At 70.7% G+C, this 21,554-nt stretch carries 20 protein-coding genes; 11 read left to right on the forward strand and 9 right to left on the reverse strand.

All coding sequences use genetic code 11. From position 1 onward, the window contains the following. Positions 1-3: 3 nt before the first annotated feature. Both ACQB60_RS30355 and ACQB60_RS30360 read right to left on the reverse strand, forming a co-directional pair. Positions 4-1,674, reverse strand: coding sequence for a threonine/serine exporter family protein (locus tag ACQB60_RS30355; protein ID WP_496929295.1), 1,671 nt, complete (start codon positions 1,672-1,674; stop codon positions 4-6). Positions 1,675-1,806: 132 nt separating this feature from the next. Beyond that, positions 1,807-2,298, reverse strand: coding sequence for an inorganic diphosphatase (locus ACQB60_RS30360; protein ID WP_496929365.1), 492 nt, complete (start codon positions 2,296-2,298; stop codon positions 1,807-1,809). Positions 2,299-2,458: 160 nt separating this feature from the next. Between ACQB60_RS30360 and dacB the strand changes: the two genes are divergently transcribed. The 8 genes from dacB to ACQB60_RS30400 all read left to right on the forward strand — a co-directional run bounded on the left by dacB (position 2,459) and on the right by ACQB60_RS30400 (position 12,329). Then, entirely contained in the window at positions 2,459-3,907 is a 1,449-nt protein-coding gene (gene dacB / locus ACQB60_RS30365) for a D-alanyl-D-alanine carboxypeptidase/D-alanyl-D-alanine endopeptidase (protein WP_496929296.1), read from the forward strand. 150 nt (positions 3,908-4,057) lie between these two features. Beyond that, positions 4,058-5,179 (forward strand): zinc-dependent metalloprotease, encoded by a 1,122-nt coding sequence (locus ACQB60_RS30370; protein ID WP_496929297.1) that lies wholly within the window; start codon positions 4,058-4,060, stop codon positions 5,177-5,179. A gap of 244 nt (positions 5,180-5,423) precedes the next feature. Then, the gene (gene tilS / locus ACQB60_RS30375) at positions 5,424-6,470 is read left to right on the forward strand and encodes a tRNA lysidine(34) synthetase TilS (RefSeq protein WP_496929298.1); all 1,047 of its coding nucleotides are present in this window, start codon (positions 5,424-5,426) and stop codon (positions 6,468-6,470) included. A 64-nt stretch (positions 6,471-6,534) separates the two neighbouring features. Further along, complete coding sequence (hpt, locus tag ACQB60_RS30380) at positions 6,535-7,095, forward strand: hypoxanthine phosphoribosyltransferase (protein WP_384835232.1); 561 nt, start codon at positions 6,535-6,537, stop codon at positions 7,093-7,095. Positions 7,096-7,294: 199 nt separating this feature from the next. Further along, positions 7,295-9,322 (forward strand): ATP-dependent zinc metalloprotease FtsH, encoded by a 2,028-nt coding sequence (gene ftsH / locus ACQB60_RS30385; protein WP_384835075.1) that lies wholly within the window; start codon positions 7,295-7,297, stop codon positions 9,320-9,322. 123 nt (positions 9,323-9,445) lie between these two features. Then, on the forward strand, positions 9,446-10,051 hold the full coding sequence (gene folE / locus ACQB60_RS30390; protein WP_496929299.1) for a GTP cyclohydrolase I FolE: 606 nt from the start codon (positions 9,446-9,448) through the stop codon (positions 10,049-10,051). Positions 10,052-10,167: 116 nt separating this feature from the next. Next, positions 10,168-11,163 carry an aldo/keto reductase gene (locus ACQB60_RS30395; protein ID WP_496929300.1) on the forward strand — a complete coding sequence of 332 codons (996 nt, stop codon included), beginning with the start codon at positions 10,168-10,170 and terminating at the stop codon, positions 11,161-11,163. A gap of 167 nt (positions 11,164-11,330) precedes the next feature. Then, on the forward strand, positions 11,331-12,329 hold the full coding sequence (locus ACQB60_RS30400) for an aldo/keto reductase (protein ID WP_496929301.1): 999 nt from the start codon (positions 11,331-11,333) through the stop codon (positions 12,327-12,329). Between the two features lie 32 nt (positions 12,330-12,361). On the opposite strand, the gene ACQB60_RS30405 is transcribed toward ACQB60_RS30400, so the two are convergent. The 6 genes from ACQB60_RS30405 to ACQB60_RS30430 form a co-directional block, all read right to left on the reverse strand. Continuing rightward, on the reverse strand, positions 12,362-12,853 hold the full coding sequence (locus ACQB60_RS30405; protein WP_496929302.1) for a DUF3180 domain-containing protein: 492 nt from the start codon (positions 12,851-12,853) through the stop codon (positions 12,362-12,364). A 49-nt stretch (positions 12,854-12,902) separates the two neighbouring features. Continuing rightward, complete coding sequence (gene folK, locus ACQB60_RS30410; protein WP_496929303.1) at positions 12,903-13,514, reverse strand: 2-amino-4-hydroxy-6-hydroxymethyldihydropteridine diphosphokinase; 612 nt, start codon at positions 13,512-13,514, stop codon at positions 12,903-12,905. Beyond that, positions 13,511-13,870 carry a dihydroneopterin aldolase gene (gene folB, locus ACQB60_RS30415; RefSeq protein WP_496929304.1) on the reverse strand — a complete coding sequence of 120 codons (360 nt, stop codon included), beginning with the start codon at positions 13,868-13,870 and terminating at the stop codon, positions 13,511-13,513. Before folB ends, folK begins: the two co-directional genes overlap by 4 nt. A gap of 200 nt (positions 13,871-14,070) precedes the next feature. Beyond that, positions 14,071-14,568, reverse strand: coding sequence for a nuclear transport factor 2 family protein (locus ACQB60_RS30420; protein WP_496929305.1), 498 nt, complete (start codon positions 14,566-14,568; stop codon positions 14,071-14,073). Then, complete coding sequence (gene folP, locus ACQB60_RS30425; protein ID WP_496929306.1) at positions 14,565-15,434, reverse strand: dihydropteroate synthase; 870 nt, start codon at positions 15,432-15,434, stop codon at positions 14,565-14,567. Before folP ends, ACQB60_RS30420 begins: the two co-directional genes overlap by 4 nt. 116 nt (positions 15,435-15,550) lie before the next feature. Beyond that, positions 15,551-17,371 carry a phosphatidylglycerol lysyltransferase domain-containing protein gene (locus tag ACQB60_RS30430; protein ID WP_496929307.1) on the reverse strand — a complete coding sequence of 607 codons (1,821 nt, stop codon included), beginning with the start codon at positions 17,369-17,371 and terminating at the stop codon, positions 15,551-15,553. A gap of 228 nt (positions 17,372-17,599) precedes the next feature. Between ACQB60_RS30430 and ACQB60_RS30435 the strand changes: the two genes are divergently transcribed. After that, the gene (locus ACQB60_RS30435) at positions 17,600-18,757 is read left to right on the forward strand and encodes an alpha/beta hydrolase (RefSeq protein WP_496929308.1); all 1,158 of its coding nucleotides are present in this window, start codon (positions 17,600-17,602) and stop codon (positions 18,755-18,757) included. 69 nt (positions 18,758-18,826) lie between these two features. On the opposite strand, the gene ACQB60_RS30440 is transcribed toward ACQB60_RS30435, so the two are convergent. Further along, complete coding sequence (locus ACQB60_RS30440; RefSeq protein WP_496929309.1) at positions 18,827-19,984, reverse strand: ABC transporter ATP-binding protein; 1,158 nt, start codon at positions 19,982-19,984, stop codon at positions 18,827-18,829. Between the two features lie 155 nt (positions 19,985-20,139). On the opposite strand from ACQB60_RS30440, the gene ACQB60_RS30445 reads away from it, so the two are divergent. Together ACQB60_RS30445 and ACQB60_RS30450 are read left to right on the forward strand one after the other, a co-directional pair. Then, positions 20,140-20,868 (forward strand): ABC transporter permease, encoded by a 729-nt coding sequence (locus ACQB60_RS30445; RefSeq protein WP_496929310.1) that lies wholly within the window; start codon positions 20,140-20,142, stop codon positions 20,866-20,868. Continuing rightward, positions 20,865-21,548 (forward strand): ABC transporter permease, encoded by a 684-nt coding sequence (locus tag ACQB60_RS30450; protein WP_384835113.1) that lies wholly within the window; start codon positions 20,865-20,867, stop codon positions 21,546-21,548. The genes ACQB60_RS30445 and ACQB60_RS30450 overlap by 4 nt, the downstream gene beginning before the upstream one ends. Positions 21,549-21,554: the final 6 nt, after the last annotated feature.

Below are 21,554 nucleotides of genomic sequence, written 5' to 3' on the forward strand. Positions count from 1 at the left end.
GGCTCAGAACCCTCGCGTCCGCTTCGCCGCCCGGCGGTTCGCGGCCGCGGCCGTGGGCGCCGTGAGGAACAGCCGGGAGATCTCGCTCCCCAGGTTCACGCCGATCGCGATCGCCAGGGCGGTGGCCACCGCCTTGGTGAGCGAGCCGAGCCCCCGGTTCATGTCGTTCTGCGCCAGCGCCAACAGCCCGAAGTACGTGGCGCTACCCGGCAGCAGGGGCCCGATCGCCGCCGTCACATAGGGCAGCGACGAAGCGAACCGGTACCGCGAGAAGAGCTGCCCGAACAGCCCCACGAGCCCGGCCGCGATCGCCGTCGCCGCGACCGGCGACAGCTTCAGGTTGGTCTGCGCCAGGGCCCCGTACATGATCCAGGCGACGCCCCCGTTGAGGGTCACGGCGAGCACGGTGTTGCGCTCCTGCTGGAGCAGGATCGCGAAGGCGAGGCTCAGCGCCATGGACGCCAGGATCTGCACCACGGGCCGCGTGGGGACCTGCTCGAAGGTCGTCTCCGGCTTCAGCCCCGTCGCGTCCAGCATCACGCCGAGCGAGAGCACGAGCAGCACGCCGCAGACGATCGCCACGATCAGGTAGACGACCTCCAGGAGCCGTGCGGCGGCGGTGATGTAGTAGCCGGTCAGGCCGTCCTGCACGCCCGCCACCAGCGCCCGCCCCGGGATCAGCGCGAACAGCCCACCGGTGATGACCGCGGACGCCCGTACCTCCTGGGTGTGCGAGAGGCTCAGCGCGACGCCGAGCGCCGCGGGCGGCATCGCGGCCACCACGAACTGGTAGAACTCCGGCAGCCCGCGCCCCGCACACAGCCAGGCGAGCCGGTCGCCGAGCATCGCGCCGCACGCCGCGATCACGAAGACCAGCACCCCACCGCCGACCAGCACGGACGCCGCGCCCGCCAGCAGCCCGCTGGCCGCCGTCAGGGCCCACCCCGGGTAGGGGTGGCGGTTGCGGCGGATCTCCGCGAGCTGCCGGTACGCGTTCTCCAGGGAGACGTCGACCTCCGGGTCGCTGATGTCGTGGACCAGCTGGAAGACGGCCGCGAGCCGCGTGTAGTCGGTGCCGCGGCGCCGCACCGTCCGGGACGCCGTGACCGGGTCGTCCACCAGGGACGGCTGGTACGAGATCGACAGGAGCGTGAACGTCACGGTCGGCTCGACCCGGTCGAGCCCGTAGCTGCGGCAGACCGCGAACATCGCGGCCTCCACGTCCTCGGCGCCCTCGCCGCCCGCGAGCAGCAGCTCCCCGATACGCAGCGTCAGGTCGAGCACGCGCGGCACCGGAAGCCCCGCGTCGTCCTCCTGCTTCTGCGAGGGCTCGGGCGCGGGCCGCTCGGCGACCGGCAGGCGCAGCATCGTGCGCATCTGGTCCTGCCAGGGCACGTCCTTGGTGAGCCGCACCATGGGTATGCCCTGCGCCGGGGTGAACGCGGGCGGGGGATTGCGCGAGCTGTAGGTGTGCGGCGTGCTGAAGGCCGACCGCTCCGTCTCCTGGGTGGACGAGGCGGGCGTGGCGAGCCCGTCGGGGAGCGCGAACTCCGACGTCGTCTGCGACTCGTCCTCCGGTGCGGGTGTCTGCGCGATCACCCCGCTGGGCTGGCTGAAGGCGCTGCGCGCCTCGTCCGACTGCGGCTTGCGGTCTTCCGCGTCCGGCTCCGCCACGACCTGCCCTCGCTCCTCACTTGGCGCGTGCGTACCCCACGTACGTCTCGTACGTCAGTATGCGCACGAATACGCGAACGGGCCGCCCGACCCCCAGGGGTCGAGCGGCCCGTCGGCCAGGAAGGGGGGTGCTCAGTGGCCGCCCTCGTCCTTGAAGCGCTTGTAGGAACGCTCGATCTCGGCCTCGGCGTCCGAGCGGCCGACCCAGTCGGCACCCTCGACGGACTTGCCGGGCTCCAGGTCCTTGTAGACCTCGAAGAAGTGCTGGATCTCCAGACGGTCGAACTCGGAGACGTGGTGGATGTCGCGCAGGTGCTCCACGCGCGGGTCCGAGGCCGGGACGCACAGCAGCTTGTCGTCGCCGCCCGCCTCGTCGGTCATCCGGAACATGCCGATGGCGCGGCACTTGATGAGGCAGCCGGGGAACGTCGGCTCGTCCAGGATGACCAGCGCGTCCAGCGGGTCACCGTCCTCGCCGAGGGTGTTCTCGACGAAGCCGTAGTCCGCGGGGTAGCTGGTGGACGTGAAGAGTCGACGGTCAAGGCGGATGCGGCCGGTCTCGTGGTCCACCTCGTACTTGTTCCGCGAACCCTTCGGAATCTCGATGGTGACGTCGAACTCCACGGGTGGCTCCTCCATGATCAGCACATACTTCGGGTGGTTAAGTGTCCCTCACGCACGTGTGTGATCGCGAAAGGGGCTGGTCGTCGTGCCCGAGCTCAAACCATCGCAGCTCTTGAGTCGGCTTCCGAAGCCTCCTGTCCGGAAGCTGTCGGAGCGCGCCGTGAAGCTCAAGACCTGGCAGCTCACGGCGGGTGCCGCCGGTGTCGGGCTTGCGATCGCGGCCGGGGCTGTGGCCGCGGCCGGTCCCTGGGACTCCTCGGGTCAGCGTACGGCGGAGCGCGACTGGGCGGCCTCCCAGGAGGCCGGGGGTGGCGCAGATCACGACGGCGGTACGGTCGCGGGGGCGCCCGAAGCGGCCCCGAGCGCTCCTTCCGTGCTCAGCGGGCTCGGTGCCCCCGCGGGCTCGGCGCCCGCGCCGACGGGCCGCGCCCTCGCGGACGTCCTGGACCCCCTCCTCAAGAACCACGCCCTCGGTCCGCACCGCTCGGCGGTCGTCCTCGACGCGGCCACGGGGGAGCGGATCTACGGCAAGGAGGCGGGCGCGGCGGCGACGCCCGCGTCCACGATCAAGATCGCCACGGCGGTCGCGGCCCTCTCCGCTGCGGGCGCCGACCACCGCATCGCCACGAAGGCGGTCATCGAACCCGGCACCAAGGAGGTCGTCCTGGTCGGCGGCGGCGACCCCACGCTGACCGCCCGCAAGGACGGCAAGTACGTGGCGCAGTCCGCGAGCCTGCGCGACCTCGCCGAGGACACGGCCCGCGCCCTGAAGGACCGCGACGAGAGCAAGATCAAGCTCTCGTACGACACGTCGCTGTACTCGGGCCCGCCCCTGCACCCCATCGGCCCGAACGAGAACCTCTCGCCGGTCAGCGCCCTGATGGCGGACGAGGGCCGGCTCGACGACTCCTCCTCGGGCCCCGCCCCGCGCGCGGGCGACCCGGCGGCCGACGCGGCCAAGAAGTTCGCGGACCTCCTGCGCGACGAGGGCGTGGACGTCTCCTCCGACGCCCCTGGCCCCTCCAAGGCGTCCGGCAACGCCGAGTCCCTCGCCAAGGTCGAGTCCCCGCCCCTGTCCTCCCTGGTCGAGCGCATGCTGACGCACAGCGACAACGACATCGCCGAGGCCCTCGCCCGCCAGACGGCGCTCGCCTCGGACGAGCCGGCGAGCTTCGACGGCGGCGGCAAGGCCGTCGAGAAGCAGCTCGGCAAGCTCGAACTCCCGCTCTCCGGGACGAAGTTCGCCGACGGCAGCGGCCTGGACCGCGCCGACCGCCTCTCCGCGGAGCTGCTCTCCACCCTGCTCGCCCGCGCGGCCGACCCCGCCCACCCCCAGCTCCGCTCCGTGATCACGGGCCTCCCCGTGGCGGGCTTCACCGGCACCCTCGTCGACCGCTACCCCAAGGAGTCCCCGGGCACGGGCGTCGTCCGCGCCAAGACCGGCACGCTCACGGGCGTGAACACCCTCGCGGGCACGGTCGTGGACGCGGACGGCCGCTTCCTGGTCTTCGCCTTCATGGCGGACGGCACGACGGACCCCCAGGCGGCGCAGGCGGCCCTGGACCACATGGCGTCGTCCTTGGCGAACTGCGGCTGCCGCGACGAATAGGCCCGTCCGGCGATTGAGGGGGAGGCCGAAGGCCGACGGGGGACCGGGGGCGAAGCCCCGGGGGCCGCCCCACCCTTAGGGGCAAGCCAGGAGCAACCTCGGGGACCAACCCCCCTCCCCAGGCGGAGCCGACCACGTACCGTTGACGGCATGACGAGCATCGGTGGTGCCGAGATGGTCGACTGGAATCTCGCGGTGGCGACCGCGACCCGGCTCGTGCGGCCGGGCCCCGAGGTGAGCCGGGACGAGGCGCGCGCGGTGGTCGCGGAGCTGCGGCGGCACGCCAAGTCCTCGGAGGAGCACGTCCGTTCCTTCACCAGGATGGGGACGGACGAGACCCACGACACCCCCGTCCTCGTAGTGGACCGAGCAGGCTGGGTCCGGGCGAACGTGGCGGGGTTCCGGGAGATCCTCAAGCCCCTCCTGGAGAAGATGCAGGACAAGCGCGGCAGCGGCCCCGGCGGCGCGATGCTCGGCGCGGTCGGCGGCAAGGTCACCGGCGTGGAGCTCGGGATGCTGCTCTCCTTCCTCGCCTCCCGCGTCCTCGGCCAGTACGAGACCTTCGCCCCCGCCACCCGAGAGCTCCCGGCCGGGGAGAACGGCGGCGGCAGGCTCCTCCTCGTCGCCCCGAACATCGTCCACGTGGAGCGCGAACTCGACGTGGACCCGCATGACTTCAGGCTCTGGGTCTGTCTGCACGAGGAGACGCACCGCACCCAGTTCTCGGCCGTCCCCTGGCTCCGCGACCACCTCGAGGGCGAGATCCAGTCGTTCCTGGGCGAGACCGAGGTCGACCCGACGACGGTCCTGGAGCGGGTGCGCGAGGCCGCCCAGTCGTTCGCGGGCGGCCGCCCCGAGGGCGAGCAGGACGACGGCGGCCGCTCCATCGTCGAGCTGGTGCAGACCCCCGCCCAGCGCGAGATCCTCGCCCGCCTCACCGCCGTGATGTCCCTTCTGGAGGGTCACGCGGACTTCGTGATGGACGGTGTGGGCCCGGCCGTGGTGCCGTCGGTGGCCGAGATCCGCGAGAAGTTCAAGGAGCGCAGGGCCCGCGGCGCGAGCCGCCTCGACCAGGCGCTGCGCAAGCTCCTCGGCCTGGACGCGAAGCTGCGCCAGTACCGCGACGGGGAGCGCTTCGTGCGCGCCGTCGTGGAGGAGGTCGGCATGGACGGCTTCAACCGCGTCTGGACCTCTCCGAACACGCTCCCGACCAAGGCGGAGATCGCCAAACCGGCGGACTGGGTCGCGCGGGTGCACCGTAAGGCAGAGTGAGGAACTGGATGCGGCCGGTGGCAGGAGAACGCCCCCGCAATCACCCGTCCGAGGGACCGTGAGCCATGGGTAGGCGTGCGATGCTCGGGTAACGGCTCGGCTCTGTCACCATCGACACACTCTGAGTGACCGAACTCTCGGGGCGTCCGGGTCCTTCCGGGGCGTGACGAGACTCGGTTTCCCCAGTTGGTCTTCAGTGACTGGTCCGAGGCTCACACCGACATTTCCTGAAGGGATACCGGACATGGGTCCCCATCCTGCGGTCGCGGCGATACGCCTGGCGGTCCGCCGCGTACTCCACGACGTACTGACCGAACACGCCCAGCGCATCGAGCACGTCCCCCCACAGACCCCACACGAGCCGCCGCCCCCGCCGCTCGTGCTCGTCGCATGCTCCGGCGGCGCCGACTCCATGGCGCTGGCCTCAGCCCTCGCCTTCGAAGCCCCCAAGCTCGGCATCCGCGCCGGCGGCATCACCGTCGACCACGGCCTGCAGCCCGGCTCGGACCTGCGTGCCGCGGAGGTTGTCGCCCGGCTCACCGGCCTGCGCCTGGACCCGGTGGAGTCCGTGGCCGTGGACGTCGGCCGGGACGGCGGCCCCGAGGCGGCCGCCCGCGACGCCCGCTACGCCGCGCTCGACGCCGCCGCAGAGCGCCTCGGCGCCGCCGCGGTCCTGCTCGGCCACACCCGTGACGACCAGGCAGAGACGGTCCTGCTCGGCCTGGCCCGCGGCTCCGGCATCCGCTCGCTGTCCGGGATGGCCGCCGTCTCCGGCACCTCCGGGGCGCCCCGCCGCTACCGCCGCCCCTTCCTGCACATCGACCGGCAGACCGCCCGCAAGGCGTGCATGGTCCAGTCCCTCGCCGTCTGGGACGACCCGCACAACACCGACCCCGCGTACACCCGCTCCCGCCTGCGCCACGAGGGCCTGCCCGCCCTGGAGAAGGCGCTCGGCAAGGGCGTCGTCGAGGCCCTCGCCCGGACGGCCCAGCTGTCCCGGGACGACGCCGACGCGCTCGACGAGTGGGCCGCCCAGGCCGAGTCGACGGTGCGCGATCCCGCCGGGCTCCTGGAGTGCGCCAAGCTCTACGCGCTGCCGCCCGCGGTACGCCGCCGGATCCTGCGCCGTGCCGCCATCGAGGCGGGGGCGCCGGCGGGTTCGCTGTTCGCGCGCCACATCGAGGAAGTCGACCGGCTGATCACGGGCTGGCGAGGCCAGGGAGCCATCAATCTCCCCGGCAAGGTGGTCGCTCAGCGGCAGGGTGGCAGACTGGTCATCCGGCAAGGCTGACGAGGGTCCTGTTCCGCAGGGGGATCAGGGAGACCCGGCCCGGCCGGTGGGACGACCGAAAGTGATGCGGGTGGACGCGAAAGACATGGGCACCGACCTTCAGTCGGTGCTCATCACCAAGGAAGAGATCGACGCGAAGCTGGCCGAGCTGGCCGCGAAGATCGACGTGGAGTACGCGGGCAAGGACCTGCTGATCGTCGGTGTCCTCAAGGGCGCCGTGATGGTCATGGCGGACCTGGCGCGCGCCCTGTCCACCCCGCTCACGATGGACTGGATGGCCGTGTCCTCGTACGGCGCGGGTACCCAGTCCTCCGGAGTGGTCCGCATCCTCAAGGACCTGGACACCGACATCAAGGGCAAGCACGTCCTGATCGTCGAGGACATCATCGACTCCGGGCTGACGCTGTCCTGGCTGCTCTCCAACCTCGGCTCGCGCGAGCCCGCCTCCCTCAAGGTGTGCACGCTGCTGCGCAAGCCGGAGGCCGCCAAGGTCGCGATCGACGTGGAGTGGGTCGGCTTCGACATCCCGAACGAGTTCGTCGTGGGCTACGGCCTGGACTACGCGGAGAAGTACCGGAACCTGCCGTTCGTCGGCACGCTCGCGCCGCACGTGTACGGCGGCTGAGCGGCGCCGCTGGCGCAAGGCTCAACCTCTGTAGGACGCTTGGGAACCCTCACCCGTTTCCCGCCGTTGGAGCATGCGAAGGCGGGATTGGCAGCCGTCCCGTGCGGCTTCGGGTGACAATGCTGGGGTACCGTCCGAAGAACAGTCTTTATCAAACTCACTATGGCAGGAGGGACGGGGCGAATTCCGCTCCGTATGGATGGACGTGAAGCGATACTTCCGTGGGCCAGTCATGTGGATCGTGCTGGCCGTCCTTGCCGTGGTCGTGTTGATGCAGGTCGTCGGTTCGTCCGGCGGCTACAAGACGGTGGACACCGGCCAGGTCGTGCAGGCGATCAACGACAACAAGGTCGAGTCCGCCAAGCTCACCACCGGTGATGAGTCGATCATCAAGGTCGAGCTCAAGGACGGCCAGAAGGTCAAGGACAGCAGCAAGATCCAGGCGAGCTACATCGGCGACCAGGGCGTCGAGATCGCCAAGACTCTGCAGGCCAAGTACCAGGACAAGCAGATTCCGGACGGGTACACCGTCTCGCCGTCGAAGCAGAACCCCTTCGTCGGGATCCTGCTCTCGCTGCTTCCCTTCGTCCTCATCGTCGTCGTCTTCCTGTTCCTGATGAATCAGATGCAGGGCGGCGGCTCCCGGGTCATGAACTTCGGGAAGTCCAAGGCCAAGCTGATCACCAAGGACACCCCGAAGACGACCTTCTCCGATGTGGCGGGGTCCGACGAGGCCGTCGAGGAGCTCCACGAGATCAAGGAGTTCCTCCAGGAGCCGGCGAAGTTCCAGGCCGTCGGCGCCAAGATCCCCAAGGGTGTGCTGCTCTACGGCCCGCCCGGTACCGGTAAGACGCTGCTCGCGCGTGCCGTCGCCGGTGAGGCCGGGGTGCCGTTCTACTCGATCTCCGGTTCCGACTTCGTCGAGATGTTCGTCGGTGTCGGTGCCTCCCGAGTCCGTGACCTCTTCGAGCAGGCCAAGGCGAACGCCCCGGCGATCGTCTTCGTCGACGAGATCGACGCGGTGGGACGTCACCGCGGCGCCGGTCTCGGCGGTGGCCACGACGAGCGCGAGCAGACGCTCAACCAGCTGCTCGTCGAGATGGACGGCTTCGACGTGAAGGGCGGCGTCATCCTGATCGCCGCCACGAACCGCCCGGACATCCTCGACCCGGCTCTCCTGCGCCCCGGCCGCTTCGACCGGCAGATCGCCGTCGACCGCCCGGACATGCAGGGCCGTCTGGAGATCCTCAAGGTCCACCAGAAGGGCAAGCCGGTCGCTCCGGACGTGGACCTGTCCGCGGTCGCGCGCCGTACGCCGGGCTTCACGGGTGCGGACCTGAGCAACGTCCTGAACGAGGCCGCGCTGCTCACCGCCCGCAGCGACAAGAAGCTGATCGACAACTCCATGCTGGACGAGGCGATCGACCGCGTCGTGGCCGGTCCGCAGAAGCGCACGCGGATCATGTCCGACAAGGAGAAGAAGATCACCGCGTACCACGAGGGCGGTCACGCCCTGGTCGCGGCGGCGTCTCCGAACTCGGACCCGGTCCACAAGATCACGATCCTGTCGCGCGGCCGGGCCCTGGGCTACACCATGGTCCTGCCGGACGAGGACAAGTACTCGACCACGCGCAACGAGATGCTGGACCAGCTCGCGTACATGCTGGGCGGCCGCGCGGCCGAGGAGCTCGTCTTCCACGACCCGACGACGGGCGCGGCCAACGACATCGAGAAGGCCACGACCACGGCCCGCGCGATGGTCACGCAGTACGGCATGACCGAGCGCCTCGGTGCGATCAAGTTCGGCGGCGACAACAGCGAGCCGTTCCTCGGGCGCGAGATGGCGCACCAGCGGGACTACTCGGAAGAGGTCGCCGCGCTGGTCGACGAAGAGGTCAAGAAGCTCATCGAGACCGCGCACAACGAGGCGTGGGAGATCCTCGTCGAGAACCGCGACGTTCTCGACAACCTGGTCCTCCAGCTCCTCGAGAAGGAGACCCTCGGCAAGGAGCAGATCGCCGAGATCTTCGCGCCGATCGTGAAGCGCCCGGCCCGCCCGGCGTGGACCGGTTCCTCGCGGCGTACGCCCTCGACCCGCCCGCCGGTGCTCTCCCCCAAGGAGCTGTCGCTGACGAACGGGGCGAACGGCGCCACCCCCGCGGTGACCGCCGCCCCGGGTGAGACCCAGCCCATCGAGGTGGCCCCGGAGGACCGCCCCGAGAGCTGATCCCACCTGCCCCAGCAGGCCCGGAATGGATGCCGCGCCCCCCAGGTTTTAGCCTGGGGGGCGCGGCGGCGTTTTCCGGCCGCGCGGTGAACCAGGCGTGACACGCACAGGAACGAGGCACAGATGACCGACCCCGTGACGCTCGACGGCGAGGGCACGATCGGTGAGTTCGACGAGAAGCGGGCCGAGAACGCCGTGCGGGAGCTCCTGATCGCGGTCGGTGAGGACCCGGACCGGGAGGGCCTCAGGGAGACGCCCGGCCGCGTGGCACGCGCGTACAGGGAGATATTCGCGGGTCTGTGGCAGAAGCCCGAGGACGTCCTGACGACGACGTTCGACCTGGGGCACGACGAGATGGTCCTGGTGAAGGACATCGAGGTGCAGAGCAGCTGCGAGCACCACCTGGTGCCGTTCGTGGGCGTCGCCCACGTCGGCTACATCCCGTCGACGGACGGGAAGATCACCGGCCTGTCGAAGCTGGCCCGCCTGGTGGACGTGTTCTCGCGCCGCCCGCAGGTGCAGGAGCGTTTGACCACGCAGATCGCGGACTCCCTGATGGAGATCCTGGAGCCGCGCGGGGTGATCGTCGTCGTCGAGTGCGAGCACATGTGCATGACGATGCGCGGGGTGCGCAAGCCGGGCGCCAAGACGATCACGTCGGCGGTCCGCGGCCAGCTGCGGGACCCGGCGACGCGCAATGAGGCGATGAGCTTGATCATCGGGCGCTGATCAGAGGATTTCTCTCAACTTCCCTTCTGTTGCAGGGGACACCGATCCGTGGTGAGGAAGACTGGTGGTCGTGGGGGATCACGGTCTGACGTACATCACGGACGGAGATTCCTTTCATGGATCCGCAGTCACTGCCCACCCGTCGGCTCGGCGGTCTCGAGGTGTCCGCGCTCGGCTACGGTGCGGTGCCCCTCTCGCCGGGGATCTACGGGGAGGTCGACGACGAGTGCGGTGAGCGTGCGCTGCTCGCGGCGGTCGACGCGGGCGTCACGTTCATCGACACCTCGGACGACTACGGCCCCGACGGGCACAACGAATGGCTCATCGGGAAGGCTCTGAAGGGCCGCCGCGAACAGGTCGTGCTCGCCACGAAGTTCGGCCTCCAGCTCGTGGAGGGCGCCGAGCCGCACCCGTTCCCTGTGGGGTACTCCTTCGGCGAGCTGGTGGTCAACGGCGACCCGAGGTACGTACGCGGCTATGCCGAGGCCAGTCTGCGCAGGCTGGGCACGGACTACATCGATCTGTACTACCCGCACTTCCCCGACCCGCAGGTGCCGTTGGCGGAGACGGTGGGGGCGGTCGGCGAGCTGATCGACGCCGGTCTCGTACGGCATGTGGGGCTCTCCAACGTGACGGCTGAGCAGCTGCGGGCGGCGCATGCCGAGCGTCCGGTCGCGGCAGTGCAGAACGAGTGGGCGATGTGGCGGCCGATCGATGCGGAACTGCTGGAGGCGGCGCGGGAGTTGGGTGTCGGTCTGGTGCCCTGGTCGCCGCTCGGGGCCGGCTTTCTGACAGGGCAGGTCGACAGGGTCGACGAGGGCGACTTCCGGTGGAACGCGCCGCGCTTCGGCGCCGCCAACCTGAAGATCAACAATGACCGGTTCGTGCCCGTGCGGGGCTTCGCCGCCGAACTGGGCATCACCCCCGGTCAGTTGGCGCTCGCCTGGCTGCTGCACCAGGGCCCGAATGTGGTGCCGATCCCGGGCAGCCGCACGCCGAAGCACATCGAGGAGAACCTCGCCGCGGCACAAGTGGCCCTCGGCCCGGATGTGTTGGCGCGGCTCGACGGGATCCTCCAGGAGACGCCGGTCGAGGGTGCGACGCTGCTGTAGCCGGGGGCGTTCCCCAGGAGGGGCCCTCCAGGAGGAACCCCCTTTCATAGCCGGAGGTTATGGGAAGAGGCATTGGACGGCGGTGTCGGGCGGCGGAAGACTCTGGGGCGTAACGGATCACTGTTACGGACCTGTTCTTGCGTATGTCCCGGACGGAGATGCCTGTCATGGCTCAGCAGCAGTCACTGCCCACCCGCCGGCTCGGCGGCCTTGAGGTTTCCGCGCTCGGCTACGGAGCGATGGTGCTCTCGCCCGGCGTGTACGGGGAGGTCGACGACGAGCGGGGCGAGCGAGCCCTGCTCGCCGCGCTCGACGCGGGTGCCACGCTCATCGACACCTCGGACGGCTATGGCGCCGACGGACACAATGAGCGGCTCGTCGGGAAGGCCCTGAAGGGCCGCCGCGAACAGGTCGCGATAGCCACCAAGTTCGGCTTCCGGCTTCCGGAGGGCGTCGAGGCGCACCCGTTCCCCGTGGGGTACGCCTTCGGGGAGCTGGCGGTCAACGCCGAGCCCAAGCATGTGCGCGGCTATGCCGAGGCCAGCCTGCGCGGGCTCGGGACGGACTACATCGACCTGTACTACCCGCACTTCCCGGACCCGCAGGTGCCCTTCGAGGACACCGTGGGGGCGGTCGCGGAGCTGATCCAGGACGGTCTCGTACGTCATCTGGGGCTCTCCAACGTGACGGCTGAGCAGCTGCGGGCCGCGCACGCCGTGCACCCGGTCTCCGCGGTGCAGATCGAGTGGTCCATGTGGCGGCCCGCCGAGGCGGAATTGCTCGCGACGGCACGGGAGTTGGGTGTCGGTCTGGTGCCGTGGTCGCCGCTCGGGGCCGGGTTCCTGACGGGGCAGGTCGGCAAGGTCGACGAGGGGGACTTCCGGCAGAACTCGCCGCGCTTCGACGCCGCGAACCTGAAGGCGAACAACGACCGCTTCGCCCCGGTGCGCGGCATCGCCGAGGAACTCGGCATCACCCCGGCGCAGTTGGCGCTCGCCTGGCTGCTGCACCAGGACCCGAACGTCGTGCCGATCCCGGGCAGCCGTACGCCCGGTCACATCGAGGAGAACCTCGCAGCCGCGCGCGTGACGCTCGACGCGGGGGTCCTCGCGCGGCTCGACGGGATCCTCGACGAGACGCGGGTCGAGGGCGGGACGCTGCTGTAAGGGCGGGCGTGGTGGGCTGGTGCGGGGCGTGGTCAGACCGGGGAGGCCGCGCCCCCGTGGCCGTCCTCGTCGTCGTCCTCGGGGAGCTTGCAGACGCGCTCCATGAAGAAGGCGGTCGCTATCACCGCGATGCCCGCGAGGGTCGAGAACCCGGCGTAGATCGCCTGGTCGCGGCGGGCCGGGACGTCCAGATACGAGAGCAGGAAGATGCCCGTGCCGCCGTACATCCCGGCGACGAGGGCGGCGACCAGGGCGCTGGCCTGGCCGAAGACGACGGCGCGGGCGGCCATCATCGGCTCCACGCCCTTGGCGCCGGGGCGCCGCTCGCGCTGGGCGCGCAGCCGGGCACGGAGCGAGAGGGCCGTCGCCAGCAGCACCGCGGCGATCACCGCGAGGACGATGGGCGCGGCCAGCGGGACGCGCGGCAGCGAACCGACCGAGTCCCACAGGCGGGCACCCGCCCAGGACAGCACGCCGGCCACCACGAAGAGTCCGGCCAGCGTCCGGACGCGCAGCTGCTTCACGGTGCCCTATCCCCTGTTCCCTGTGCGAGTACCCGGTAGACCCTAACGATTACTCGGGCAGCCGGAGTTCCAGGTCGGCGCGGGCTGCGACGCCCTCGCGGGTGACGGTGTCGAGGAGCTGGGCGACCGGGCCGCGGCCGGCGAGCTGCGCCTCGGGCTCGATGTCGTGCCAGGGGGCGAGCACGAAGGCACGTTCATGCGCGCGCGGGTGGGGGAGGGTGAGCGCCGGGTCGTCCGAGACGACGTCCGCGTACGCCACGATGTCCACGTCGATCGTGCGGGGGCCCCAGTGCTCGTCCCGGACGCGGTGGAACGCCTCCTCGACGGCGTGGGCGCGCTCCAGGAGGGACGAGGGCGGGAGGGTCGTCTTCACCACGACGACCGCGTTGAAGTACGTCGGCTGGGTGCCCGGCTCGACGCCCCAGGGCTCCGTCTCGTACACCGGGGAGACGGCCTTCACGCGCAGGCCGGGGGTGTCCTCGAGGGCGTCGATGGCGCCCTGGAGAGTCTCCAGGCGGTTGCCGAGATTGCTGCCGAGGGAGATCACGGCGCGTTTCGGGTTCGACAGGGTCGTGTCGGCGGCATCCACCTGCTCCACGACGGAGGCAGGCACCGGCTGGACGGTCGGGTCGCTCTGACCTGCTTTGAAGGGCGCAGTCATACTCGGCTCCGGGTGATCGTGATGGTCACGTCGTCGAACGGGACGGTGATCGGGGCGTCCGGCTTGTGCACGGTCACCTCGACCTCCAGGACGCCGTCGTGCTTCAGGCAGGCTTGGGCGATGCGCTCGGAGAGCGTCTCGATCAGGTCGACGGGCTCGCCCTGGACGACGGCCACGACCTCCTCGGCCACGATGCCGTAGTGCACGGTCTTCGCCAGGTCGTCGTCGGCCGCGGCCGCCCGGGTGTCCAGGCCAAGGACAAGATCCACGATGAAGGTCTGGCCCTCTTCGCGTTCCCGCGGATAGACACCGTGGTGCCCGCGGGCCTTCAGGCCGCGCAGCGCGACACGATCCACGCGAATCACTCCTGCAGTCGTCGGTAACGGCCGTCCTGTACCGAGTGCGGTCGGCACAGCAGCCTCAATCGAATCTACCTGCGAGCACCGACAGCGCTCGCCCGCGGGGGGCCCGACCCCTCGCGGAATACGGCGGTCCGGGCTGGTAGCCGCCCCTACCCAGGCGGTGTGATCCCAACCACTTCTTGGCCCCTACCCACTCATGAGGGTGTCTCGTCGCTCTCGGAGTCGTCGGATTCGGCAAGCACGGGTGACGCGTGGTGTGACCAGAGCTTCCAGCCCTCGGATGTGCGCCGGAACACATTCGTGGCGACGACGAGCTGGCCGACGAGCGGGCCGAGCTCCTCGCCGGCCTCGGGGGCGGGGCCGCCGCTGAGGATGTTCTCGGTACAGGTCACCAGGGCGGTGTCACCGGCGACGCCGATGTGCACGTCGGTCAGGAAGAACTGGATGTACTCCGTGTTCGCCATGATCAGCGCGTACGACCTGAGGACCTCGCCGCGGCCCGTGAGCACCGGCCAGCCGGGGTGCACGCAGGAGATCTCGGCGTCCTCGTGGTACTCGCCGTCCTCCAGCCAGAGGCCGGACACCGCGTCGAAGTCGCCGCGCTCCAGGGCTTCGTAGAACGCCGTGTTGGCGGTCTCGACCTGCTCGGCGTCGGTCTCCTTGGGAGCCGAGGCGCCCGACGCGCCCGTCATCGGACGGCCGCCGCTCCGGTCACGGCGCGGGCCACGCGGACGGCGTCGGCGGTCGCCCGCACCTCGTGCACGCGCACCGCCCAGGCGCCCTGGTGGGCGGCGATGGCGGAGACGGCGGCGGTGGCGGCGTCGCGCTCGCGGGCGGGCGGCGGGGCGCCCTCGGGGCCCGCGAGGACACTGCCGAGGAACCGCTTGCGGGAGGCGGCGACCAGGAGGGGGCGGCCGAGCTCCTGGAGCCGGTCGAGGCGGGCCAGGAGCGCCAGGTCGTGCTCGGCCTCCTTGGAGAAGCCGAGGCCCGGGTCGACGACGATGTGCTCCGGCGCGATGCCGCCCTCGACGGCGGCCTCCACGCGCGCGTGGAGCTCGGTGACGACTTCGGAGACCACGTCCTCGTACACCGGCTTGACGTTGATGTCGGTGAGGAAGCCGCGCCAGTGCATGACCACGAAGGGAGCCCCGGCGGCGGCCACGGAGGGGACCATGGCGGGGTCGGCGAGGCCCCCGCTGACGTCGTTGACGAGGACGGCGCCCGCGGCGAGCGCCTGCCGGGCGACGGAGGCGCGCATGGTGTCCACGGAGACCGTGACGCCCTCGGCGGCCAGACCCCGCACGACGGGGACCACGCGCCGCAGCTCCTCGTCCTCGTCCACGCGCGTGGCGCCGGGCCGGGTCGACTCGCCGCCCACGTCCACGAGGTCGGCGCCCTGGGCGGCCAGGTCCACGCCGTGCTTGACGGCGGCCGTGGTGTCGAACCAGCGGCCGCCGTCGGAGAAGGAGTCGGGCGTCACGTTCACGACGCCCATGACCGCACAGCGGTCCCACTCGGGCAGCCCGGCGACTTGGCCCCGCCCACGCAACGTACTCATGCCTCCAGCCTAGGCCGTGTCGTCACATCCCCCGCCTGCCTCCGGGCGACGACGAGGGATGTGACGACACGGCCTGGCCCGCGCGCGGGGCCGCCATGCCGCTCCGGGAGCAGGCCCTAGGCCGCCTGCACCTCGTGGTCGTGGGCGTGGTGCGGGCAGGGGCGGCGCTTGGGGGTGCCGCGACGCAGGAAACCGGGGAGGCCCAGCGTCACGAAGCCCTCGGCCTGCATCGCGGCGAAGCCGATGCGGGGCAGGTCCTTGGAGGAGCGGTAGACCACGAAGCGGGGCTCCCAGCGCGGCCGGAACTTCGCGTTGAACTTGTACAGCGACTCGATCTGGAACCAGCGGGAGAGGAAGACGAGCAGGCCCCTCCAGGCGCGCAGGACCGGGCCCGCGCCGATCTTCTCCCCGCGCGCGAGTGCGGCGCGGAACATCGCGAAGTTGAGCGAGACGCGGGCGATGCCGAGCTTCGGGGCGGCCTGCAGGGCGGCCACGATGAGCAGCTCGTTCATGCCCGGGTCGGCCGCGCGGTCGCGGCGCATGAGGTCCAGGGAGACGCCGTCCTTGCCCCAGGGGACGAAGTGGAGGACGGCCTTCAGGTCCCCGTACGGGCCCGGCTCCTCGTCGGCCTTGTGGGCGGTGGCGATCAGGCAGTCCCCGTCGTTCGGGTCGCCGATGCGGCCGAGCGCCATGGAGAAGCCGCGCTCGGTGTCGGTGCCGCGCCAGGCGTCGGCGGCGAGCTGGATGCGCTCCAGCTCGGCCTCGCCCAGGTCACGGATGCGCCGGACCCGCGTCTCGTAGCCATTGCGCTCGATGCGCTTGACCATCTGGCGCACGTTGCGCATCGCGCGCCCGGACAGGGAGAAATCCGCGACGTCCACCACCGCCTCGTCGCCCAGCTCGAGGGCGTCGAGGCCGGTCTCGCGGGTCCAGACCTGGCCGCCGGTCTCGGAGCAGCCCATGACGGCCGGGGTCCAGGAGTGGGCCTTCGCCTCGTCCATGAAGCGCTCGATCGCGCCGGGCCATGCCTCCACGTCGCCGATCGGGTCGCCGCTCGCGAGCATCACTCCGGAGACGACGCGGTAGGTGACCGCCGCCTTGCCGCTGGGCGAGAACACGACGCCCTTGTCGCGGCGGAGCGCGAAGTGGCCGAGGGAGTCGCGGCTGCCGTGCTTCTCCAGGAGGGCGCGAAGGCGGGCCTCGTCGTCGTCGGTGAGGCGGGCGGCCGGGTGCTCGGGGCGGAAGGCCAGGTAGATCGTGGTGATGGCGGTGAGCAGGCCGAGGGCGCCCAGGGAGGCGCCGACCGTCCAGGAGGTGTTCCCGGCGTAGTCGACGGGGCCCTCCAGGCCGAACAGGCCGTACATGACGTGGGCCAGTCGGTCCGTGATGCTCGGGTCGCCGACGACCTTGTTCGGGTGGGCGCTCACGATCACCAGGCCGAGGCCGATGGAGCCCGCTCCCAGGAGCACGAAATTGGCCAGTGCCCGCCAGCGGCTGCGCGGGTCGGGCAGGGCCTTGAACTCACCCGGATGGCGCAACAGGAGCGCGAGAAGGGCGACGGAGATCAGCACGCCGATGACCGAGTGCCGGTACGCGAACTGCGCCACCGCGCCCGCGGGCAGCAGCACCACGGCGGCCCGCCAGGCCCGCCGCTTGTTGCGCCGCAGGCCGTGGGCGAGCAGGAGCAGCAGGACGCCGCAGCTGAGCGCCAGAGCGGCGGCGAAGGGGCCGAGGGCGCCGGGCAGGACCTCGGCGATGGCGTGCATCCGGCTGTGCCGGAAGCGCGGGAAGACGCCTGCCGCGATGTTGAGCAGGCCGACGAGCGTGCAGGCTCTCGCGACGAAGGTCGGGACGGCCTCGGGGCGCGGGCCGCGAAGGATCCGCCTGATCCGGCTGGCGTCGGTCCGGCTGTCGTCAACCGGAACCGTGCCCGACATTTCCCCATCTATCCTGACAGACATCGCATCCCGTGGTTCTGCGAGAGACCTTGATTCCGGTGCCAAAGCGGCATCCGGCGACATTGCGCCCTCTAGGACGTCGGGTCGGGGACGTGGGTTCACTCCCCTTGGCAAAAGCGACCGAAAACTGTCTCCTGCCGGATCGACAAACGCGTCCCGCGGGACCGGGCGCGAGCACCAGGAAGAAAGCGCAGGCAGGATCTCCTCATGGGTCTCACGAGTAACAAAGTGCTGGCACTTGCGGTGCTACTGGCCGTCGTCCTGTTCATCGGGACGGTCTGGCTGTGGCCCCGGCTGGCCCGGCGTTCCTGGAAGGCCGTGACCGGCCGAGTGGGGCTGCTGCTCGCCACCCAGGTGGCGATCTTCGCCTCCGTCGGCCTCGCCGCCAACCAGGCGTTCGGCTTCTACGCGACGTGGGCCGACCTCTTCGGCCAGGAGACCGAGCAGGGCGTGGTCGTCGACCACGACACCGGTCCGGGCGCGCACGGGCCCGTCAAGGTGGACGGCAAGCAGGCCGTGAACGTGCCGGGCGGCGGGACGCCCAGGATCGGTGGCCAGATCCAGAAGGTGAAAGTCTCCGGACTGAACTCGAACATAGCCAGCCAGGCGTACGTCTATCTGCCGCCCGAGTACTTCCAACCGCAGTACAAGGACCGCACGTTCCCCGCGTCCGTCGTGCTCACCGGCTACCCCGGCACCGCCGAGGCCCTCATCAAGGGGCTGCACTACCCGCAGACCGCCCACCAGCAGGCCAAGGACGGCAAGATGCAGCCGATGATCCTGGTGATGCTGCGGCCGACCGTCGCGCCGCCCCGGGACACCGAGTGCGTGGACATCCCCGGCGGCCCGCAGACCGAGACGTTCTTCGCGAAGGACCTGCCCGGGGCGATATCCGACCACTACAGGGTCAGCAAGAAGCCCGGCAACTGGGGCATCATCGGCGACTCCACGGGCGGCTACTGCGCCCTGAAGCTCGCGATGCACCACCCCGACGTCTACGCCGCGGGGGCGGGCCTGTCCGCCTACTACAAGGCGCCCATCGACGTCACGACGGGCGATCTCTTCCACGGGAACAAGGACTTGGAGAACCGCGCGAACCTGATGTGGTACCTCGACCACATGCCGCCGCCCAAGACCTCCCTCCTTGTCAGCAGCAGCAAGAAGGGCGAGGACAACTACCACGACACCTTGAAGTTCATCGACAAGGTGAAGTCACCCACCAGGGTCTCGTCCATCACGCTCGACAGCGGTGGGCACAACTTCAACACGTGGCGGCGCGAGATCCCCGCCACCCTCCAGTGGATCAGCGGGCGGCTCGGAGACCAGGCGCCCGGCTCCGCGGGCGCGGCGAAGCCCCAGACCTAGCCCCGGCTCCGGAGCCCCGCAGTCCCAGAGTTCCGCAGTCCTAGAGTCCCGCAGCCCCGAGAGCCCCGCTCACGCTCCGGCGACCGACGTCACCGACTCCAACTCCACGTCCCCGCGCGCGATGTCGCGCGCGTCGGCCGCCGTCGAGCGCCGCAGCGCCTCGTGCAGCCGGGCCGGTGTGAGGACCCCGAGGAAGCGGCCCTCGCTCTCCTTGTCGATGACGGCGATCCAGCCCGCGTCGTGCTGCAGCATCGTGGCGAACGCCTGCTTGAGGCTCGCGCCGACCGGCAGCCACGCCTCCATGCGGCGGGCGTGCTCGCGCACCGTTCCCTTGCCGAGGCGTGCGTGCTCGGCGGAGAGCCAGCCGTGCAGGTTGTTCTCGCTGTCCAGGACGACCGCCCAGCGGGCGTCCAGCGTCGCGGGCAGCGGGTCGTCGAGGTGCACGACGGGCGGCTGCTCCAGGTCGCCCTCCTCGATCGGCGTCACGGAGAGCCGCTTCAGACCGCGGTCCGCGCCGACGAAGTCCGCTACGTAGTCCGTGGCGGGCGCGCCCAGAACGGTGGACGGGGTGTCGAACTGCTCGATGCGGCCGTGCCCGTAGACGGCGATGCGGTCCCCGAGCCGGACGGCTTCCTCGATGTCGTGTGTGACGAACAGCACGGTCTTGCGTACGGCCTGCTGGAGGCGGAGGAACTCGTTCTGCAGCCGCTCGCGTACGACCGGGTCGACCGCGCCGAACGGCTCGTCCATCAGGAGCACCGGCGGATCGGCCGCCAACGCCCGGGCCACGCCGACGCGTTGGCGCTGGCCGCCGGAGAGCTGCTCGGGGTAGCGGGAGCCGAACGTGGCCGGGTCGAGGCCGACCAGGTCGAGGAGCTCGGCGGCGCGCTCGCGGGCCTTGGCGCGCTTGACGCCGAGGAGGTGCGGGACGGTCGCGGTGTTCTCCAGGACCGTCTTGTGCGGGAAGAGGCCGACCTGCTGGATCACATAGCCGATGCGGCGCCGGAGTTGGACCGGATCGACGTCCGCTATGTCCTTGTCTTCGAGGAATATCCGGCCGGACGTGGGCTCGATGAGCCGGTTCACCATCTTCATCGTCGTGGTCTTGCCGCAGCCCGACGGGCCGACCAGCGTGACGAGTTCACCCTCCGCGACCTCGAAGGACAGGTCGTCGACGGCCGTGGTGCCGTCCGCGTACCGCTTGGTGACGTGCTCGAACCGGATCATGATTCCCCATTGTGGCGGGCGGAGTGTGAAGGCCATGTTGCGCCAGGACGACGAGTCTCACCGATTGTCAGTGCTGGGGGTTAGGGTCGCCAGACACGGGGGAAAAGCGTCCGGGCGTTCGGCATACGGCCGCGGATTCGGGGGAGGTGGGGCGCGTGAGCGAGCAGAACTGTCTGGTGACGAACGACTGGATCTGCGGCGAATATCTCCGCACCCGCAGTCAGGAGCTGACCGACGCGACGTTGCAGCACGTGGGGATCACCGTGGCCGCGGTCGCCATCGGGGTCGCCGTCTCGCTGCCCCTCGCGCTGCTCGCGCGGCGCTGGCCGTTCCTCGGCGGCCCGATCCTCGGTGTGACGACGGTGCTCTACTCGATCCCGTCCCTCGCGATGTTCTCGCTGCTGCTGCCGTTCTTCGGGCTCTCGGCGTCCCTCGTCGTGACGGGCCTGGTGCTCTACTCACTGACGATCCTCGTGCGGAACATCCTGGCGGGCCTCAGAGCCGTCCCCGAAGAGGCCAGAGACGCCGCGCGCGGCATGGGGTACGGGCCGCTGCGCCTGTTGTGGGAGGTGGAACTGCCGCTGGCGCTGCCCGCCCTGCTGGCCGGCGTCCGCATCACCACGGTGTCGACGGTGGCCCTGACCACGGTCGGCGCGATCGTGGACCACGGCGGCCTCGGCACGCTGATCCTGGACGGCCTCGACACGTCCTTCAAGGCGCAGGTCCTCACGGCATCGGTCCTGTGCGTCCTCCTGGCCGTCGTCGCCGATCTGCTGTTGCTCGGCCTCCAGCGGCTGCTCACGCCGTGGACGAGGGCCCATCGCATACGTCCCGGCCGCGCCTCCCGCAAGGCGGACCCGGTCAAGGTGGCTGAACCCGCATGAACGCGATATCCGGTGCGTACGACTGGCTGACCACGGGCGCCAACTGGCAGGGCGAGAAGGGGGTGTGGCACCGCCTCGCCGAGCACCTGTACTTCAGCGGCGTGTGCCTCGCGGTGGCCTGCGCGATCGCGCTGCCCCTCGCGCTGCTGCTCGGCCACATCGGCAAGGGCGGCACCCTCGCGGTCAACATCTCGAACGTGGGCCGTGCGGTCCCCACCCTCGCCCTGCTGATCCTGCTCACGCTCACCCCGCTCGGGGAGCACGGGGACGCGCCGACGCTGATCGCCCTGGTGCTCTTCGCGATCCCGCCGCTGCTCACCAACGCCTACATCGGGATGCGCGAGGTGGACCGGTCGGTGGTCGAGGCCGCGCGCGGGATGGGCATGAACGGCCGTCAGCTGTTCCTGCGCGTCGAACTGCCGCTGGCGTACCCGCTGATCATGACCGGGGTCCGCTCGGCCGGGGTGCAGGTGGTGGCCACGGCCACGCTGGCCGCGATGGCGGGCGAGGGGGGACTCGGGCGGATCATCACGGCCGGGTTCAACCTCCAGAACACGCCGCAAGTGGTCGCCGGCGCCTTCCTCGTGGCGATGCTCGCCCTCGCCGTGGAGGGGGTCCTGGTGGTCACCGGGCGGGTCTTTGATCCCATGCGGGGACGGTCGAAGGCCGCCGCGCGCTGAATGTCG

It is taken from the genome of Streptomyces odontotermitis, assembly GCF_050510915.1.
Taxonomy (GTDB): Bacteria; Actinomycetota; Actinomycetes; order Streptomycetales; family Streptomycetaceae; genus Streptomyces.

Bases quoted from the DNA above. Each gene is read 5' to 3' on its own strand.
- folP (WP_496929306.1), bottom strand. From the start codon at position 15,434: ATGAGTACGTTGCGTGGGCGGGGCCAAGTCGCCGGGCTGCCCGAGTGG.
- ACQB60_RS30420 (WP_496929305.1), bottom strand. From the start codon at position 14,568: ATGACGGGCGCGTCGGGCGCCTCGGCTCCCAAGGAGACCGACGCCGAG.
- ACQB60_RS30430 (WP_496929307.1), bottom strand. From the start codon at position 17,371: ATGTCGGGCACGGTTCCGGTTGACGACAGCCGGACCGACGCCAGCCGG.
- ACQB60_RS30395 (WP_496929300.1), top strand. From the start codon at position 10,168: ATGGATCCGCAGTCACTGCCCACCCGTCGGCTCGGCGGTCTCGAGGTG.
- ACQB60_RS30450 (WP_384835113.1), top strand. From the start codon at position 20,865: ATGAACGCGATATCCGGTGCGTACGACTGGCTGACCACGGGCGCCAAC.
- ACQB60_RS30370 (WP_496929297.1), top strand. From the start codon at position 4,058: ATGACGAGCATCGGTGGTGCCGAGATGGTCGACTGGAATCTCGCGGTG.
- folE (WP_496929299.1), top strand. From the start codon at position 9,446: ATGACCGACCCCGTGACGCTCGACGGCGAGGGCACGATCGGTGAGTTC.
- tilS (WP_496929298.1), top strand. From the start codon at position 5,424: ATGGGTCCCCATCCTGCGGTCGCGGCGATACGCCTGGCGGTCCGCCGC.
- ACQB60_RS30440 (WP_496929309.1), bottom strand. From the start codon at position 19,984: ATGATCCGGTTCGAGCACGTCACCAAGCGGTACGCGGACGGCACCACG.
- ACQB60_RS30435 (WP_496929308.1), top strand. From the start codon at position 17,600: ATGGGTCTCACGAGTAACAAAGTGCTGGCACTTGCGGTGCTACTGGCC.
- ACQB60_RS30400 (WP_496929301.1), top strand. From the start codon at position 11,331: ATGGCTCAGCAGCAGTCACTGCCCACCCGCCGGCTCGGCGGCCTTGAG.
- ftsH (WP_384835075.1), top strand. From the start codon at position 7,295: ATGGACGTGAAGCGATACTTCCGTGGGCCAGTCATGTGGATCGTGCTG.
- hpt (WP_384835232.1), top strand. From the start codon at position 6,535: ATGCGGGTGGACGCGAAAGACATGGGCACCGACCTTCAGTCGGTGCTC.
- folK (WP_496929303.1), bottom strand. From the start codon at position 13,514: ATGACTGCGCCCTTCAAAGCAGGTCAGAGCGACCCGACCGTCCAGCCG.